Raw genomic sequence first — 16775 nt, forward strand, 5'->3', positions numbered from 1 at the left:
AAATGCTTATGTTCTGATGGTTTGGAGCCTAGGCGAAAGGGCGCGCTAGCGCCACTCGCGAGCGGGAACCAAAGCCCGGTTTCGCGCGCTTTTTCCACATATGGGTGGTGCAGTCGCGAATAGTAACCATGAACCGGGGGGCGGAGGCGCATTCAATGCGCGTTCAGCCCCGTTCCGGTAGAAGAATTTGCAATGAGCGCCCGCACGCGGCATGTGCCGCCCAGTCCTTTTCATATCGGCGCCCGGCGCGCTCAGCCCCCTTTTCACTCTTGGGAGTTTACCACATGATTTTCACTCGTCTCGCCCGCAAGAACGGCGCAGCTTCGACCTTCGCTCTGGCCATCGCTCTGGCGACCGGCGGCGTGATCGGCGCCGCGGCAATCGAAACTCCGGCATTCGCGCAGAAGAAGTCGAAGCCGAAATATTCGAAGGCCTTCATCGCGACCTACCAGCCGCTCGAAGTCATCGCGACTACCGAGCCGCTCGACTATCCCGCGCTCAAGGCGGGCTTTCCCGGCCTGATCGCAGCGACCGAGAACAATGACGACCGCTATGCGGCGGGCAGCTTCATCTATTCCAACGCTGCCAAGCAGCAGGACCAGACGGTCGCGCTGCAGGGCATGGAACTGATGCTGCAGAGCGGCAATGTGCCCGAAGAAAACATCGGCCAGTTCAACTTCGTTGCCGGGCAGCTCGCCTATGCGGCGGAGGATTATGCCAAGGCACGGCCCTACTTCCAGGCTTCGGCAGACGCCGGCTATACCGACAATGATCCGCTGATCTTCGTCGCGGAAAGCTACTTCGCGGAAGACCAGGCGCAGCAGGGTCTTACCTATCTGAGCGACCTCATCAACGCCAAGGTCGCTGCCGGTGAACCGGTCGACGAGGCATGGCTGAAGCGCGGTCTGGCGCAGGCTTACAACAACAACCTCAACGCCGAGGCCAACAAGTATTCGAGCTGGTACGTGACCCAGTACCCGGGCGAGGACAGCTGGGGCGATGCGGTCGCCATCCTGCTGAACACCGGTGGTTACGAGAACCCCGAGATCCTCGACCTTCTGCGTCTCGGCAAGCGGGTTGGCGTCCTGCGCGACGGCAAGCTGTATCTCGAATATGTCGACGCCGCCGATTATCGCCGCCTTCCCGCGGAAGTGGTTTCGGTAATCGACGAGGGCTATGAGAAGGGCTTCCTCGACCGGACCGATCCCTATGTCACCGACACCCGCCGCCAGGCCGCCGAGCGCACGGCAGCCGACCGGGCCGATATGGACGGGCTGATTGCCGACGCGAACAAGGCGGGTGCGACTATCAACACCGTTCTCGCTGCGGGCGACACCCTGCTCAGCCACGATCGTCCGGCGGATGCGGAAACCTTCTACACGAAGGCGCTGGCCATTCCGGGTGCCAATACGGCGATGATCATGACCCGCCTTGGGATCGCCCAGTTCGACCAGGGCAAATTCGCCGAAGCCGAAGCGACCTTCAATAAGGTCGAAGGTGCGCGCAAGCCGATCGCTAATCTGTGGGCGATTTACACCGCACAGCAGGCTGCAGATACGATGTAAGAGCGTTTAGCTCGGACCGAATGAGAAGGGCGCGGACTGCGGTTCGCGCCCTTTTTTCGTCAGCGCAACCGCTTGACGAAGCTCTGGCCGTTCCCGCGGCGTTCGACCGAGAAATTGGGGATCGTCTCGATCAGATCAGTGAGCCGCGCAAACCCGTAGTTGCGGGTGTCGAAGCTCGACCGGTTGCCCGCCCGCTGACCGACTTCGGACAAATTGGCGTAACCCTTGTCGTCGCGCTTGCTGGCGGCATAGGCATCGAACAAGAGGTCGAGCAGTTCCTTGTCGAGAACGTTCGATTCCTTGCTCGGTCCGCCTTCCTTGCGGCTGCCTTTTTCGGCCTTGATCAGCGCATTCACGTCGATGAAACGGGTGCAGGCCTGGCGGAATGCTTCGGGGGTCTTCGCGCCGCCGAAACCGTACACCGGCAGGCCGTCCTGCCGGATACGCATGGCAAGCGGCATGAAATCGCTGTCCGAACTCATGATCCCGAAGCCGTGGACGCGGCCGCGATAGAGCAGGTCCATCGCATCGATCGTCATCTTCATGTCGGTGGCGTTCTTGCCCTTGGTCATGTCGAACTGCTGCTGCGGTTCGATGCCATAGCGGTGCATCAGGTCGATCCAGCCCTTGAGGCTGGTCTTGCGCCAATTGCCATAGGCCCGGCGGATATTCACCTGGCCCAGCTCGGCGAGGACGGTCAGGACCGGATCGATCCCCGAGGGGCTCGCATTATCCGAATCGATGAGAAGGGCGATGTTGCGCTGTTCGAATTCCGACATGCCCGCTCCATGACCGCAGTACCCGCGCGGCGCAAGTCACGAGGCGGGCAGGAACTCCCCGCTCGCTTCGTCGAGCAGGTGCAGGATGCCATCCGAAATCGCGAAATAGGCGCCGCGCACGGCGAGCGATCCGTCGGCTTCCTTCTCTCGCACGCAGGGGAAGGTGCGCAGGTTTTCCAGGCTGACCTTGACCGCCGCCAGTTCCATTGCGCGCTCTGCGGCGCGTCCGCTGGTGCCCTGCGTGGCGGCGATCGGTCCGCGTACCGTATCGAGCATGTCGATCCAATGCGCGACGAAGCCACCTTCGCCGAGCTCATTGCCATGCAAGTCCTGCGTCAGCGCGGCCTTGCAGCCGCCGCACATGCCGTGGCCCATAACGACCACTTCGCGCACCTTGAGGAACTGGACGGCAAATTCGAGCGCGGCCGATACGCCGTGACGTCCGGGGGTGGTTTCGAATGGCGGGACCAGCGCCGCGACATTGCGGACGACGAATATCTCGCCCGGATCGACGTCGAAAATCTGCGCCGGATCGACCCGGCTGTCCGAACAGGCGATGACCATGACCTGCGGCGACTGGCCGCCCTTGAGCTGCTCCCAGCGATCGTGCTGGCGCTGCCAGTCGCCTTCGCGGAAACGGCCATATCCTTCAATCATATCGGCAAATGTCTTCATGCGCCCTCCGCTGCCCGGAAACGTGGTGCGACGCAAGTACCGGTGCGACTGGCGGTGGGTTGCCGTGGGCGGGGAGGGGGCCTAGATGGGCGGCGACATGAACGACCTCTCCTCCGCACCCCAGCCCGAGGGCGAACGCCCCAAGATGCAACGCAAGCCCGACTGGATCAGGGTCAAGGCGCCCGTCAGCAAGGGCTATCAGGAAACGCGCAAGCTGATGCGCGAACTCAATTTGCACACGGTGTGCGAGGAAGCGGCCTGTCCGAACATTGGCGAATGCTGGACCAAGAAACACGCCACGGTGATGATCCTTGGCGATACCTGCACGCGCGCCTGCCGGTTCTGCAACATCAAGACGGGCATGCCGATGCCGGTCGATCCGCTCGAGCCCGAGCACACCGCGACCGCTGCGGCGGCGATGGGGCTGGAGCATATCGTGATCACCAGCGTCGACCGCGACGATCTGCCCGATCGCGGTGCGGGACAGTTCGTCAAGGTCATCAACGCGCTGCGCCGCGAAACGCCGAATACGACGATCGAAATCCTCACGCCCGACTTCAAGGGACGGATGAAGGAGTCGATCGCGGAAATCTGCGAAGCTGGACCCGACGTGTTCAACCACAATCTGGAAACCGTCCCGCGGCTCTATCCCACGATCCGCCCGGGTGCGCGCTATTACGCTTCGCTGCGCCTGCTCGAAGAGGCAAAGGCGAACAACCCGCTGATCTTCACCAAATCGGGCATCATGCTCGGCCTTGGGGAGGGGCGGCTCGAAGTGCACCAGGTGATGGACGACATGCGCAGTGCGGGTATCGATTTCATCACCATGGGCCAGTATCTCCAGCCCACGCCCAAGCATGCCAAGGTCGAGGATTTCGTCACGCCCAAGCAGTTCGCTGCCTATGGTTCGATCGCGCGCGCCAAGGGCTTCCTCCAGGTCGCCTCGAGCCCGCTGACCCGGTCGAGCTATCATGCGGGTGACGATTTCGCCGAAATGCGCGCAGCGCGCGAAGCAAAGCTAGCCAAGCAGGGCGCCTGATGCCCGGCATCCGTGAGAAACGGCGGCTGCCCTACAGCCAGGAGCAGATGTTCGACCTCGTCGCCGATGTCGGCAGCTATGGCGAGTTCCTGCCGTGGGTCGTCGCGACCCGCGTGCGCAGCGACAGCGAAACCGAAATGACCGCCGACATGCTGGTCGGGTTCAAGGCAATCCGCGAGAAGTTTACCTCACGCGTCGTCAAGCAGCGGCCCGAGCATCTCGAAGTGTTCTACGTCGATGGGCCGCTCAAGGATCTCGACAACAACTGGACCTTCACGCCCACCGAAGACGGCGGATGCGAGATCGATTTCTGCGTCGATTTCACCTTCCGCAACGCCGTGTTCGAGGCGCTGGCCGGGCAGTATTTCGACCGCGCTTTCCGCAAGATGGTGCAGGCCTTCGAAGACCGCGCCGATGCGCTCTATGGCCGGGAAAACGCCGCCGCCAACCTTTAGGGCAGCAATAGTTCGAGCGCGCAAATCGTCGCGGCGCGGCGGATATCCGCGCGCGAGGTCGGTTCGAAGAGCTTGAGCTCGCCCTCGGGCTCACCCTCATCGCCGCGCACCACGCGCGCAAAGACGACCGTACCCACAGGCTTGAGATCGGTGCCGCCACCGGGGCCGGCAACGCCGCTGATCGCGACCGCGACATCGGCCTTGCTCTTCTCCAGCGCGCCCTTGGCCATCGCCCAGGCACAAGCGATCGACACCGCGCCGAAGGTTTCGATGATCTCGAGCGGGACGCCGAGCGTTTCCATCTTCGATTCGTTGGAATAGGTCACGAAGCCGCGATCGAACATGGCGGACGATCCGGGAATCTCGGTCAAGGCCGCGGCGACCAGGCCACCGGTGCAACTTTCCGCCACGGCGACCTGCCGGCCGGCGGCGGAATTGGCTTCGACGACCGTGCGCGCGAGGTCTTCGATATCCGGCGGGAGAAGGGCGGTGGTCATGGGCGGTCGGGATCGCATACCTGCGGATCCCTCACCTTGGAGACATCCAGCACGAAGGCCAGCAAGCCGCCGAAATTCTCGGGCGGCAGCGGGGCGAGCAATTCCATCGCGCGTTCGATCTTCGCGCAATCGTCGGGTTTGATCTCCTCGCCGATTTTCTGTGCGAGGAAAGCATCCACGAAGGGACGCAGCGCTTCGGGCGGCAGGCTCCTGAACATCTCCGACCGCTCGCTCGCGGCCCCGTCCTCTTGCCCGCTGGTGGCGAAGTTCATGAATACGCGCAGGGTTCCGGGCCAGCTTTCGGTTTGCATCGCGGCATAGGGCGCGACGAACTCCCCGCCGCGGGACGCGAAGAACCCGTCCGATTCGAGATAGGGCGTGCAGGATGCCGCGAAGCCTTCGGCAATTACCGGAACCGCATAAATTCCGGCATCGGTCAGGTCTTCAGGCGCGATGCACTGCTGCGCGAACACCGCTTGCGCGTGCAGCAGCCCAATACTCGCCACTGCTCCTGCAGCGATCTTGCCGTAGTTCGATTTGCTCACCCGTTACTCCCTGATAATCGTTGCGACGGCCTGCGCCGCGATCCCTTCACCGCGTCCGGTAAACCCCAGCCGTTCGGTGGTGGTGGCCTTTACCGATATGGCATGGATGTCAACGCCGAGCAGTTCGGCGATCCGGGTCCGCATGGCTTCACGGTACGGGCCGATCTTGGGTGCCTCGCAGATGATCGTCAGGTCGATATTGCCGATCGCGTAACCGGCATCGCCAACGAGCTGCGCGGCATGGGTCAGGAAACGGTCGCTGCTGGCACCCTTCCATTGCGGGTCGCTGGGCGGGAAATGGCTACCGATGTCGCCATTGCCGATCGCTCCAAGCAGGGCATCGACGATGGCATGCAGGCCGACATCGGCATCGCTGTGCCCCGCCAGCCCCTTGTCATGCTCGATGCGGATACCGCCGAGCCAGAGTTCCTCACCTACGGCAAGGCGGTGGACGTCGTATCCCATCCCGGTCCGTACGGGTGGCAGTCGGGTCATGAAATCCTCCGCGAAAGTCAGTTTGGCCAGACGTTCGTCACCCGTCACATGCGCGACCTCGCCGCCGGCCGCGCGCAAGACCTGTGCATCGTCTCCGGCGGGGGCATCGCCCTGCCAGGCATTGTGAGCGGCGAGGATCGCCGCGAAGCGAAATGCCTGCGGGGTCTGCACCCGGCGCAATTGCTCGCGCGGTGCCGTCCCCGTCATCATACCGCCTGTATCGAGTGACAGGCTGTCGACCACCGGCAGCACGGGGATCGCTCCGGCGTGGTCATCGAGAGCAGCCAGCAGGCGCGCGATGACAGCACGCGGGAGGTCAGGACGCGCTGCGTCATGGATGAGCACGCGTTCGGCCGCGCCTAGGGCTCGCAGCGCGCGGGCGACCGATTGCTGGCGCGTCTCGCCGCCTGTCACCAGCCGAAATCCCTCGAGCCCCGCTAGCGCCGCCTGCGCCGCCTGCTCGCCATTCTCGGGCACGGCGATGACGATGGGGCTGGCACCCGCCGCAATCAGGCTTTCCACCGAGTGTCGCAGCACCGGCTTGCCCCGCCAGTGCGCAAATTGCTTGGGCAGGGGTTGTCCTGCGCGCAGGCCCTGACCGGCCGCGACCACGATCGCGGCGAAGCCGGGGAGGGGAGCTGGATCCTGCATACGAAAGCAGCGCGCTAGCGGCTTGCCGTTTGCGCTGCAACGCACTATGTGCCTGCCCAATATTTAGGCAATGAACCCCGGCATGACCTTGCATCCCCTTCCTTCGGCTCCGCCGCAGCCGATCCTCGTCGGCGACGTGTCGATCGACACGCCGGTCGTGCTCGCGCCGATGACCGGTGTGACTGACCTCCCGTTCCGCCGCCTGGTGCGGCGTTATGGCTCGGGCCTCAACGTGACCGAGATGATCGCGAGCGAGGCGGCCATCCGCGAAACGCGCCAGAGCGTCCAGAAGGCCGCGTGGGATGCGACCGAGGAGCCCGTCTCGATGCAGCTCGTCGGCTGCGACCCGGTGAGTATGGGCGACGCGGCGAAACTCCAGCAGGACAATGGCGCGGCGATCATCGACATCAATTTCGGCTGTCCGGTGCGCAAGGTCGTCGGCCAGCTCGCCGGCTCGGCGCTGATGCGCGAAGTGCCGCTGGCGACGAAGCTGATGGAAGCGACGGTCAAGGCGGTTGATGTGCCGGTGACCGTCAAGATGCGGATGGGCTGGGATCATGCCGATCTCAACGCCCCCGAACTTGCGCGCATTGCCGAGGATCTGGGGGTCAAGATGATCACCGTCCACGGCCGGACGCGCAACCAGATGTATAAGGGCCACGCCGACTGGGCGTTTATCCGCAAGGTGAAGGACGCGGTTTCGATCCCGGTTATCGCCAATGGGGATATTTGCACGATCGCCGATGCCGCGGCCGCGCTTGAACAATCGGGGGCCGACGGGATCATGATCGGGCGCGGGGCTTACGGAAAACCGTGGCTTTTGGGCCAGATCATGCATTGGTGGCGCACCGGTGAAATGCTCGAAACCCCCTCATTCGACGAGCAATACGACGTGCTGGTTGAGCATTACGAGTCGATGCTCGATCATTATGGCGAAGGGGTCGGCACCAAAATCGCGCGCAAGCATCTGGGCTGGTATACCAAGGGCATGCACGGCTCCGCCGAGTTCCGCAATTTCGTCAATTTCATCGACGATCCGCGCAAGGTGCTCGAGGAAATCGAAACCTTCTACGAACCCTTCCTGCGGCGCCGCGCCGCGTGAGCACACTCGCCGGCGCACCCGATGCGCGCGCTCAGCTCGCCGCGCTGATCTTCGCGGTCCTGCTGCTCGACGAGGATGACAATATCGTCGAGGCCAACCACGCGGCCGAGGAAATGCTTGGCCGCAGCGCACGCAAGCTGTGCGAGAAGCGCTTCTGGGACGTCATCGGCATTTCCGACGAGCGCTTGAGCGAGAGGCTGGCGACGGTCGATGCGCAGGTTATCGCGCGCGGCGTCACGATCGCGACCGCTATCGGCGACCGGCGCGTCAACATCAGCAGCTCCCCCATGCATGGCGAGGCGGGGTGGCGGGTGATCACGCTTTCGGATGCGGGACAACCGGCGAATGACGAGGATGAGAACGAGCGCGTGGAATTGCGCGCGCCGGCAGTTCTCGCCCACGAAATCAAGAACCCGTTGTCGGCCATTCGCGGGGCGAGCCAGCTGCTGGCCCGGCGGGTTGCCGGCAAGGACAAGCCGCTGGCGCAGATGATCTCCGCCGAGGTGGACCGGATCGCCCAGCTGATCGACCGAATGCAGCAGCTCGGCGCGAAACCGGTGGAGATCACCGGGCCGTGCAATTTGCACGAGGCGATCCGCAATGCCATGGCCACGGTACGCACCGGGCGCAGCGCCCCCTGCGAACTGGTCGAGGAATTCGATCCCTCGCTGCCCCCCGTGGCTGCCGATCAGGGCGCGCTGGAGCAGGTGCTGATCAATCTGATCGCCAACGCCTGCGACGCGAGCGCGGGCATGGAAAATCCCCGCGTCAGCGTGCGGACGCGTTTCGTCAGCGGGTTGGTGTTCAACACGATCCGGCTGGGCAAGGCGACGCGCCTCCCGATCGAGATCACCGTGACCGATGGCGGTGCGGGGATCGATCCGGCGCTGCGTGACCACGTGTTCGAACCCTTCGTATCGAGCAAGCCGCATGGCCAGGGCCTCGGGCTCGCGCTCGTACGCAAGCTGCTGCGCGACATGGGCGGGCGCATCTCGCATGCGCGTGACGAGCGGGCGGGCGAAACCCATTTCCGCATCAACCTGCCGGTGGCGGGCTAGGGAGAACGATGGCGCATAGTGTTCTGCTGGTCGAGGACGACAAGGGCATCGCGACGGTGATTACCGAGGCGCTGCGCGAGGACGGCTTCGATGTTACTGCCTGCGAGAGCATAGCGCGGCGCGATGCCTTGCTGGCCGACAACCGCTTCGACGTGATGCTCACCGACGTGATGCTGGAAGACGGCGACGGACTGGCATCGATCGACACCGTGCGCAGGCTGGCCCCAGCCATGCCGGTCATCGTATTGTCCGCGCAAAACACGCTCGATACGGCGGTGCGTGCGAGCGACAGCGATGCGTTCGAATATTTCCCCAAGCCCTTCGACCTCGATGAACTGACGCAGGCGGTGGCGCAGGCGGTCGCCAATCGTCCGTCAGGGGAACGCGAGGAGGAGGCCGAGGATAGCGCGCTGCCGCTGATCGGGCGCAGTCCTGCGATGCAGGGCGTCTACCGCATGATCACCCGCGTGCTGCGCAACGATCTTACCGTGCTGATCACCGGCGAAAGCGGGACGGGCAAGGAACTGGTTGCCGAGGCGATCCACCAATTGGGCTCGCGCAAGACCGGACCCTTCGTTGCGGTCAATATGGCGGCGATCCCGCACGATCTGCTCGAAAGCGAGCTGTTCGGGCACGAGCGCGGCGCGTTTACCGGCGCGGTGAGCCAGCAGATCGGCAAGTTCGAGCAGGCCAATGGCGGCACGCTGTTTCTCGACGAGATCGGCGATATGCCCGCCGAAGCGCAGACCCGCTTGCTGCGCGCGCTCCAGTCGGGACGGATCCGGCGGGTTGGCGGACGGCAGGAAATCGGCGTCGATGTGCGCATCGTCGCAGCGACCAATCGCGATCTTGCCCCCATGATTGCCGACGGCCGGTTTCGCGAAGACCTCTATTATCGGCTCAACGTCGTCCCGATCCATTTGCCGCCGCTGCGCGAACGCCCGGAAGACATCGGCGCCCTGGTGCGCCACTTCCTCGGCCAGGCGGCGGGCGAGGGGCTTCCGCTTCGCCAGGCGAGTGCCGATGGGATCGAAGCGCTCAAGGCACGGGCATGGCGCGGCAATGTCCGCGAATTGCGCAATGCGGCATTCCGGCTTGCGCTGATGGCGCGCGACGACACGATCGACCGCGCGGCGGTTGAAGACGTGCTCCCAACCGCCCGGACCGATGCGGACGATAGCAACAAGCATGGTTTCGAGGCCGCGGTCGAGGCGTGGGTCGACGCGGCCCGCCCGGCGGATGGCGCGGTCTATCACGCCGCGCTTGCTGCCTTCGAGAAGCCCTTGTTCGAAATGGCGCTCGAACGGACCGAGGGCAATCAGCTTCGCGCGGCGCGCCTGCTGGGTATCAACCGCAACACCTTGCGCAAGCGACTTTCAGAGCTCGACATCGCGCCGGAAACCTTCACCCGCAGGCGATAGCGTCGACATCCATCCGCTGCCGTCCACAACTGATCGAATTTGCACTTGCAACTTTGCAACAGTCCCGTTGTATGTGCGCCACGATGACGACAAGCATAGCAGGAACAAGGCGGCAGATACCGCGCTGGTGGCGCAGGTTCGTGGTTACCTCGCGGCGGCAGAACCTGTTTGGCTATATCGAAGTCACTGCAGCGGTTGCTTTCCTGATCATGGTGGCCAGCACCTGGGCCACTTTCACCAATGCGCCGCCCGATGGTGCATTGCTGCCATCGCGTCAGGTCGCAGGTCTGCTTATCGGCACGCTTATTCCCGCCATGGCGCTGCTGGTGCTGGCGGGCCGGCGCGTGGCGCTGAAGCGTGCAGCCGGAAGCACGGCGCGGCTGCATGTCAGGCTGGTGTTCTTCTTCTCGCTGATCGCGGCGGTGCCGACGCTGCTGGTCGCGGGCTTCGCTGCCTTCCTGTTCCAGTCGGGGGTGGACTTCTGGTTCTCGGACAATTCGCGCGGGCTGATGGAGAATGCCAACCAACTGGCCGAAGGATATTACGAGGAGAACCAGCTCGATCTCGGCAATGAGACGATCTCGATGGCGATGGACATGCGCGCTATCCTCGGCCGGGTCGAAGTGACCGATCCCAATTTTGCGCTCGTCTATCAATACCAGGCCGAACCGCGCGATGTGATCGAGAGCGCCATCCTGCAGGCGATGCCCGATGGTTCGATGCGCACCGCGGTGGTTTACGGTCTCAATGAAACCAGCGACCCGCGCGCCTTCGCGCAGAACTCGCTGGAGCGGTTGTCGAGCGGCGAACAGGTGGCGGTGCGCGGCAGCGCCGAGCGGATCGAAGCGGTCGCACCGATCGATCGCGCCGCCGGGATCTACCTCTATACTGCGCGCAATGCGGAAGCAGGCTCGTTCCGCAGCTGGCAATCGGCGCGCTCGATCTCGACCGCCTATGACGAACTGACCAAACGGGCGCGCGCGCTGCAGCTGCGGTTCAATCTGGCGCTGTTCTTCGTTTCGCTCGCATTGGTTGGCCTCGCAGTGTGGTTTGCGCTGCGCTTTGCCGACCGCCAGGTCGAGCCACTGACCGAGCTGGTGGCGGCGGCGCACAAGGTGGGGGCGGGCAATTTCGCGCTGCGCGTCGAAGGGCGCACCGGGGCGGATGAAATCGGCCTGCTCAACCGCGCTTTCAACCGCATGACCGCACAGCTCGAGAAGCAGACCGACGCGCTGCTCTCAGCCAATACCGAGTTGGAAGAGCGCCGCAGCTTCATCGAGGCGGTGCTGGAATCGGTCAGTGCCGGAATTATCTCGGTCGATGCCGATCTCAACGTCCTGCTGATGAATGCCGGCGCGCAGGCGATGCTCGGCAACGAGACCGGGGAAGGGCACCTGCCCGAGACCCTCGACGAGCTTGCCCCGCAGATTGGTGCGATGGTCCGTGCGGGGCTCTCGCGAGGGGTCATCTCGCACAGTCGCAATGGCGAACTGCTTACGCTGGCGGTCAAGATCGGCCCCGAAAGCGATGGCCATGTGATCACCTTCGAGGACATCACCCGCCAATTGCTCGACCAGCGTCAGGCCGCCTGGTCCGATGTGGCGCGGCGGATCGCGCATGAGATCAAGAATCCGCTAACGCCGATCCAGCTCGCGACCGAACGCCTAAAGCGGCGCTATCGCAAGCAGATCGAAATCGACGGCGAGCTGTTCGACGAGCTTACCAATACGATCGTGCGGCAGGTCGGCGACCTGCGGAAGATGGTCGACGAGTTTTCCAGCTTCGCGCGGCTACCCAAGCCGACCTTCCGCACTGAGGATGCGATCGACCTTATCCGCCAGTCGCTGTTCCTGCAGGAAGTGGCGCATCAGAACGTGGATTACCGCTTCCACACCACTGCAGCCCCCCCAGTGCGGATCCAGTGTGACCGGCATCAATTGGGGCAAGCGCTGACCAATACGCTCAAGAACGCCTATGAGGCGATCGAGGCGAAGGCGCACACTGCCGATGTCGATTACCGCGGCAAGATCACGGTCGAGGTCGAACCCGGGGACGAGGACGTCACCGTGTCGATCGAGGACAATGGCATCGGCCTGCCGCAGGACCGCGTGAACATCCTCGAACCCTATGTGACGACACGCGAGAAGGGCACCGGCCTCGGGCTCGCGATCGTCAACAAGATCGTCGAGGAACACGGCGGCGAAATGACATTCACCTCGGTCGAAACCGGGGGCACGCGCGTGACCATGCGGTTCGCACGCGATCCGCTCGCCCTCGATGGCGACGCGCAGACAAGCATGAAAAAAGAAGGATAGGGACGCATGGCGCTGGATATTCTCATCGTCGACGACGAACGCGACATCCGCGAACTGGTTGCCGGAGTGCTGAGCGACGAGGGCTATGAATGCCGCACCGCGGGCGACAGCACCTCGGCGCTCGAGGCGATCGACGACAAGCGGCCGAGCCTGGTCCTGCTCGACGTGTGGCTGCACGGCAGCCCGATGGACGGGCTGGAGGTGCTCGACGCGATCAAGGCACGCGAGCCTGACCTGCCGGTGATCATCTTTTCGGGCCACGGCAATATCGACACTGCGGTCAGCGCGGTCAGCCGCGGCGCGGTCGATTTCATCGAGAAGCCGTTCGAGGCCGAGCGCCTCCTGCATCTGGTCGAGCGTGCCACCGAGACCGAACGCCTGCGCCGCGAGAACACGCGCCTGCGCGAGAACCAGGGGCAGGGCGACGAGTTCACCGGCAACTCGGCGGTCATCAACGCCGTGCGCGCCACGCTCAAGCGGGTCGCCAGCACAGGGAGCCGGGTACTGGTGACCGGTCCTGCCGGCGCCGGCAAAGAGGTCGCCGCGCGCCTGCTCCACAGCTGGAGCTCGCGGACGGACAAGGCCTTCGTCATTGTCAATTCTGCGCGGATTACGCCCGAGCGGTTCGAAGAGGAACTGTTCGGCGAGGAAGCCGATGGCAAGCTGGTCCGCCCGGGACTGCTGGAAACCGCGGATGGGGGCACGCTGTATCTCGACGAAGTGGCCGACATGCCGCTGTCGACGCAGGCCCGCATCCTGCGTGTCCTGACCGAGCAGAGTTTCGTCCGTGTCGGCGGGACACGGCAGATCGGCGTCGATGTGCGCGTCGTCTCCTCGACCTCGCGCGATCTGGCGGGTGAAATGGAAGAGAAACGCTTTCGCGAGGATCTGTTCTACCGGCTGAACGTCGTTCCGGTGGAAGTCCCCTCGCTGGCCGCGCGGCGCGACGACATCCCGGCGCTCGCCGACAGCTTTTTTGCCCGCTATGCGACCGAGCAGGGCCTGCGGCCACCCACGATCAGCGAAGAGGCGATGGCCGCACTCCAAGCCTATGACTGGCCTGGAAATGTGCGCCAGCTGCGCAATGTGGTCGAGCGCACGATCATCCTGACCCCGCGCGACAGCCTTGAACGGATCGAGGTCGACATGCTTCCCGAAGAAGTGCTTGGCGGCAAGGCCGGCGGCAGCGGCGGAGTGGGGGCGATGATGGGCGCCCCGCTACGCGAAGCGCGCGAGAATTTCGAACGCGAATATCTGACCGTGCAGATCCGCCGGTTTTCGGGGAATATCTCGAAGACCGCGAACTTCATCGGGATGGAACGCTCGGCGCTGCACCGCAAACTCAAGCTGCTGGGTATGGTCGAGCGCAAGGGACCGGAGCGGAAGAACTGACGCGTCCCGCGAAAGTTGGGCATTGTCTGACAAAACAAGGAATCCGTTGCGCTACTTGGGATTGTCTTCCACAATAGGCGGGTCCGCGAAGATTTGCGGATACACTCGGGCGTGGTGGGCGCCCAGATTGCGGCCTTTCCACGGGCTGCCAAAAACGGGAAAAGTACATGTCCGGCGATCGAACACTTTCGGCACGACCGCGCCCAAAATCGCCCGAAACGGGCCCGGCAAGCCGCCCTGCCAACCTGCAGGACGCCTTCCTCAACCTGCTCCGCAAGAACAAGGCTCCGGTGACCATGTTTCTGGTCAAGGGCGTCAAGCTTCAGGGCATCGTCACGTGGTTCGACAATTTCTCGATCCTGCTGCGCCGCGATGGCCAGTCGCAGCTTGTCTACAAGCATGCGATCAGCACGATCATGCCTTCGCAGCCGGTCGATACCACGCAATTCGCCAGCCAGGGTTCCTCCGCCAAGCAGCGCCTGTTGCAGGACGTTTTCCTCAGCCGGGTGCGCCAGGCCGAAGCCCAGGTGACCATGTTCCTCGTCAATGGGGTCATGCTCCAGGGGCGGATCGCCGCTTACGACCTCTTCTGCATGCTGCTCGAGCGCGACGGCTACGTCCAGCTGGCCTATAAGCACGCCGTGTCGACGATCCAGCCAGCCACTCCGGTCGATCTGACCGAGGAGTGGGAAGAAGACGAAAACTGAGCTTCGACGATGACCTGATGGGCGAGGTTTCGCGCGGGGCGCGGGCACTGGTGGTGTGCCCGGACATCCGCGGGATGGCCTATGATCTCGACGCGCAGTCGCGGCTTGCCGAAGCCGAGGGGCTGGCGCTGGCGATCGGCATTGCCATTGCCGACAGCTTCGTGCTGCCGGTGCGCGAAGTGCGCCCGAACCTGCTGTTCGGGGCGGGGCAGGTCGACAATATCCGCATCGCCTGCGAGCAGAACGAGGCCGAGCTTGTCGTCGTGGACGGGGCGCTGAGCCCGATCCAGCAGCGCAATCTGGAAGAAAAGCTCGCGCGCAAGGTCATCGACCGGACCGGACTAATCCTCGAGATATTCGGCGAGCGTGCGGCGACTGCCGAAGGCCGGTTGCAGGTCGAACTCGCGCATCTCGATTACCAGCAAAGCCGCCTCGTGCGCAGCTGGACCCACCTTGAACGCCAACGCGGTGGCTTCGGCTTCCTCGGCGGTCCGGGTGAAACCCAGATCGAGGCCGATCGCCGGATGATCCGCCAGCGGATGGGGCGGCTGCGCAAGGAGCTCGAACAGGTCCGCAAGACGCGCGGGTTGCATCGCGAGCGGCGCGAACGTGCGCCATGGCCGGTGGTGGCGCTGGTCGGTTATACCAATGCAGGCAAGTCGACGCTGTTCAACCGCCTGACCGGGGCTGCGGTGATGGCGGAAGACCTGCTGTTCGCGACGCTCGACCCGACCATGCGCGCGATCACCCTGCCGGGGGTGGAAAAGGCCATCCTGTCGGATACGGTGGGCTTCATCTCCGATCTCCCGACGCAGCTGGTCGCCGCTTTTCGCGCGACGCTAGAGGAAGTCACCTCGGCCGATGTCATCTGCCACATCCGCGATATTTCCAACCCCTCGACCGCTGCGCAAAAAGCGCAGGTGTTGCAGATCCTGCGCGATCTCGATGTGATCGAGGGGGAAGGGGAGGCATCCTCGATCCCGATCCTCGAAGTGTGGAACAAATGGGACCAGCTTGAGCCTACCCTGGCCGAGGAATTGGCCGCCCAGGCCGAGGCGAATGAGGATATCGTCACCACATCGGCGTTGACCGGCGAGGGGGTGGACCTTCTGCTCGAACGCCTGGGTGAGATGCTGACCCGAAATGCCGCGCTGCGCACCTTCGAAGTTCCGGCGGGCGATGGACGCCGGATCGCCTGGCTCCACGCGCATGGGGAAGTGATCGAGGACATCGAGAGCGAGGACGGCGGTTCGCGGCAGATCACCGTAAGGCTCAACCCCAAGGAACTGGGGCAGTACGAGGCGCTGGCCTAGCCGGTTTCGCGCTTGGCGCGCTGCCAGTATTCTTCCTGCCGATCGAGATCGAGCGCGGTGAAATCCTCACCTTCGTTCTCGGCAAGCTGTTCCATTACCTTGAAACGGCGTTCGAATTTGGCGTTGGAGGCGCGCAAGGCCTGTTCCGGATCGACGCCGTAGCGGCGCACGATATTGACCGCGACGAAGAGGACATCGCCGGCTTCGAGCAGGCGTTCCTCGTCGGTCTGGGCCTGATCAAGTTCCGCCAGTTCTTCTTTCAGTTTTTCGAGCGGGCCCGCGCTATCGGGCCATTCGAACCCGACGCGCGCCGCGCGTTTCTGTAGCTTGTGCGAGCGGAGCAAGGCCGGCAGAGCCTTGGCAACGCCGTCCATGGCGCTGGTCGCACCCGATACTTCACGCTCGGCCGCCTTGAGATCTTCCCAGCGGCTGTCTTCCATGACGCCGCCTTCATTGCCGAAGATATGCGGATGCCGCGCCTCCATCTTGTCGCAGATATCGCGCGCGACATCGGCATAGGTGAAGCTGCTGGCTTCCTCGGCCATGCGCGCGTGGAAGACGACCTGGAACAGCAGGTCGCCAAGCTCTCCGCGCAGATCGTCCATGTCGCCGCGTTCGATCGCATCGGCGACCTCATACGCTTCCTCGATTGTATACGGCGCAATGGTCGCGAAATTCTGCGCCGTGTCCCATTCGCACCCGGTTTGCGGATCGCGCAGGCGTGCCATGATGGCGAGGAGTCGGTCGGTTTGCTTGGACATGGTCA

16 protein-coding genes are annotated in these 16775 nt (G+C 63.9%); 10 read left to right on the forward strand and 6 right to left on the reverse strand.

All coding sequences use genetic code 11. The features are described from left to right. Positions 1-284 precede the first annotated feature (284 nt). On the forward strand, positions 285-1565 hold the full coding sequence (locus tag J2S32_RS02385) for a hypothetical protein (RefSeq protein WP_253515576.1): 1281 nt from the start codon (positions 285-287) through the stop codon (positions 1563-1565). A 59-nt stretch (positions 1566-1624) separates the two neighbouring features. Here J2S32_RS02385 and J2S32_RS02390 read toward each other — a convergent pair whose 3' ends face one another. After that, positions 1625-2344, reverse strand: a complete 720-nt coding sequence (locus tag J2S32_RS02390) for an NYN domain-containing protein (RefSeq protein WP_253515577.1) — start codon at positions 2342-2344, stop codon at positions 1625-1627. A gap of 36 nt (positions 2345-2380) precedes the next feature. Continuing rightward, a complete protein-coding gene (locus tag J2S32_RS02395; protein WP_253515578.1) occupies positions 2381-3019 on the reverse strand; it encodes a carbonic anhydrase in 639 nt (212 codons plus the stop codon). Positions 3020-3116: 97 nt separating this feature from the next. Between J2S32_RS02395 and lipA the strand changes: the two genes are divergently transcribed. Further along, positions 3117-4058, forward strand: a complete 942-nt coding sequence (lipA, locus tag J2S32_RS02400; protein ID WP_253515579.1) for a lipoyl synthase — start codon at positions 3117-3119, stop codon at positions 4056-4058. Beyond that, positions 4058-4513, forward strand: a complete 456-nt coding sequence (locus tag J2S32_RS02405) for a type II toxin-antitoxin system RatA family toxin (RefSeq protein ID WP_253515580.1) — start codon at positions 4058-4060, stop codon at positions 4511-4513. Before lipA ends, J2S32_RS02405 begins: the two co-directional genes overlap by 1 nt. Here the strand turns inward: J2S32_RS02405 and J2S32_RS02410 are convergent. The 3 genes from J2S32_RS02410 to J2S32_RS02420 are packed head-to-tail and all read right to left on the reverse strand — an operon-like array spanning position 4510 to position 6701. Continuing rightward, positions 4510-5010 (reverse strand): CinA family protein, encoded by a 501-nt coding sequence (locus J2S32_RS02410; protein ID WP_253515581.1) that lies wholly within the window; start codon positions 5008-5010, stop codon positions 4510-4512. The two genes, J2S32_RS02405 and J2S32_RS02410, sit on opposite strands and share 4 nt — an antisense overlap. After that, on the reverse strand, positions 5007-5555 hold the full coding sequence (locus J2S32_RS02415; RefSeq protein WP_253515583.1) for a hypothetical protein: 549 nt from the start codon (positions 5553-5555) through the stop codon (positions 5007-5009). Before J2S32_RS02415 ends, J2S32_RS02410 begins: the two co-directional genes overlap by 4 nt. A 3-nt stretch (positions 5556-5558) precedes the next feature. Next, positions 5559-6701 carry a bifunctional 2-C-methyl-D-erythritol 4-phosphate cytidylyltransferase/2-C-methyl-D-erythritol 2,4-cyclodiphosphate synthase gene (locus J2S32_RS02420; RefSeq protein WP_253515585.1) on the reverse strand — a complete coding sequence of 381 codons (1143 nt, stop codon included), beginning with the start codon at positions 6699-6701 and terminating at the stop codon, positions 5559-5561. 82 nt (positions 6702-6783) lie between these two features. Between J2S32_RS02420 and dusB the strand changes: the two genes are divergently transcribed. The 7 genes from dusB to hflX all read left to right on the forward strand — a co-directional run bounded on the left by dusB (position 6784) and on the right by hflX (position 16009). Then, positions 6784-7803 carry a tRNA dihydrouridine synthase DusB gene (gene dusB / locus J2S32_RS02425; protein ID WP_253515589.1) on the forward strand — a complete coding sequence of 340 codons (1020 nt, stop codon included), beginning with the start codon at positions 6784-6786 and terminating at the stop codon, positions 7801-7803. Continuing rightward, positions 7800-8861, forward strand: a complete 1062-nt coding sequence (locus J2S32_RS15810; protein WP_253515590.1) for a two-component system sensor histidine kinase NtrB — start codon at positions 7800-7802, stop codon at positions 8859-8861. The genes dusB and J2S32_RS15810 overlap by 4 nt, the downstream gene beginning before the upstream one ends. A gap of 8 nt (positions 8862-8869) precedes the next feature. Continuing rightward, entirely contained in the window at positions 8870-10282 is a 1413-nt protein-coding gene (gene ntrC, locus J2S32_RS02435) for a nitrogen regulation protein NR(I) (protein WP_253515591.1), read from the forward strand. A gap of 83 nt (positions 10283-10365) precedes the next feature. Continuing rightward, positions 10366-12597: a sensor histidine kinase gene (locus tag J2S32_RS02440; protein ID WP_253515592.1), complete on the forward strand. Its 2232-nt coding sequence runs from the start codon at positions 10366-10368 to the stop codon at positions 12595-12597. A gap of 6 nt (positions 12598-12603) precedes the next feature. Next, the gene (gene ntrX / locus J2S32_RS02445) at positions 12604-13989 is read left to right on the forward strand and encodes a nitrogen assimilation response regulator NtrX (protein WP_253515593.1); all 1386 of its coding nucleotides are present in this window, start codon (positions 12604-12606) and stop codon (positions 13987-13989) included. A 167-nt stretch (positions 13990-14156) separates the two neighbouring features. Further along, complete coding sequence (gene hfq, locus J2S32_RS02450; protein ID WP_253515594.1) at positions 14157-14696, forward strand: RNA chaperone Hfq; 540 nt, start codon at positions 14157-14159, stop codon at positions 14694-14696. A 17-nt stretch (positions 14697-14713) separates the two neighbouring features. Continuing rightward, on the forward strand, positions 14714-16009 hold the full coding sequence (gene hflX, locus J2S32_RS02455; protein WP_253522881.1) for a GTPase HflX: 1296 nt from the start codon (positions 14714-14716) through the stop codon (positions 16007-16009). Here hflX and mazG read toward each other — a convergent pair. Next, positions 16006-16770 (reverse strand): nucleoside triphosphate pyrophosphohydrolase, encoded by a 765-nt coding sequence (gene mazG / locus J2S32_RS02460; RefSeq protein ID WP_253515597.1) that lies wholly within the window; start codon positions 16768-16770, stop codon positions 16006-16008. The genes hflX and mazG overlap by 4 nt on opposite strands. Between the last annotated feature and the right edge of the window lie 5 nt (positions 16771-16775).

Source organism: Qipengyuania citrea (assembly GCF_024171405.1).
In the GTDB taxonomy this organism is placed as follows: Bacteria; Pseudomonadota; Alphaproteobacteria; order Sphingomonadales; family Sphingomonadaceae; genus Qipengyuania; species Qipengyuania profunda.

What these genes read in the sequence shown, in the direction of transcription:
- J2S32_RS02405 (WP_253515580.1), top strand. Translation starts at nt 4,058, where the DNA reads ATGCCCGGCATCCGTGAGAAACGGCGGCTGCCCTACAGCCAGGAGCAG.
- hfq (WP_253515594.1), top strand. Translation starts at nt 14,157, where the DNA reads ATGTCCGGCGATCGAACACTTTCGGCACGACCGCGCCCAAAATCGCCC.
- lipA (WP_253515579.1), top strand. Translation starts at nt 3,117, where the DNA reads ATGAACGACCTCTCCTCCGCACCCCAGCCCGAGGGCGAACGCCCCAAG.
- J2S32_RS02385 (WP_253515576.1), top strand. Translation starts at nt 285, where the DNA reads ATGATTTTCACTCGTCTCGCCCGCAAGAACGGCGCAGCTTCGACCTTC.
- ntrX (WP_253515593.1), top strand. Translation starts at nt 12,604, where the DNA reads ATGGCGCTGGATATTCTCATCGTCGACGACGAACGCGACATCCGCGAA.
- J2S32_RS02410 (WP_253515581.1), bottom strand. Translation starts at nt 5,010, where the DNA reads ATGACCACCGCCCTTCTCCCGCCGGATATCGAAGACCTCGCGCGCACG.
- ntrC (WP_253515591.1), top strand. Translation starts at nt 8,870, where the DNA reads ATGGCGCATAGTGTTCTGCTGGTCGAGGACGACAAGGGCATCGCGACG.
- J2S32_RS02420 (WP_253515585.1), bottom strand. Translation starts at nt 6,701, where the DNA reads ATGCAGGATCCAGCTCCCCTCCCCGGCTTCGCCGCGATCGTGGTCGCG.
- J2S32_RS02390 (WP_253515577.1), bottom strand. Translation starts at nt 2,344, where the DNA reads ATGTCGGAATTCGAACAGCGCAACATCGCCCTTCTCATCGATTCGGAT.
- J2S32_RS02395 (WP_253515578.1), bottom strand. Translation starts at nt 3,019, where the DNA reads ATGAAGACATTTGCCGATATGATTGAAGGATATGGCCGTTTCCGCGAA.
- hflX (WP_253522881.1), top strand. Translation starts at nt 14,714, where the DNA reads ATGGGCGAGGTTTCGCGCGGGGCGCGGGCACTGGTGGTGTGCCCGGAC.
- J2S32_RS02440 (WP_253515592.1), top strand. Translation starts at nt 10,366, where the DNA reads ATGACGACAAGCATAGCAGGAACAAGGCGGCAGATACCGCGCTGGTGG.
- dusB (WP_253515589.1), top strand. Translation starts at nt 6,784, where the DNA reads ATGACCTTGCATCCCCTTCCTTCGGCTCCGCCGCAGCCGATCCTCGTC.
- mazG (WP_253515597.1), bottom strand. Translation starts at nt 16,770, where the DNA reads ATGTCCAAGCAAACCGACCGACTCCTCGCCATCATGGCACGCCTGCGC.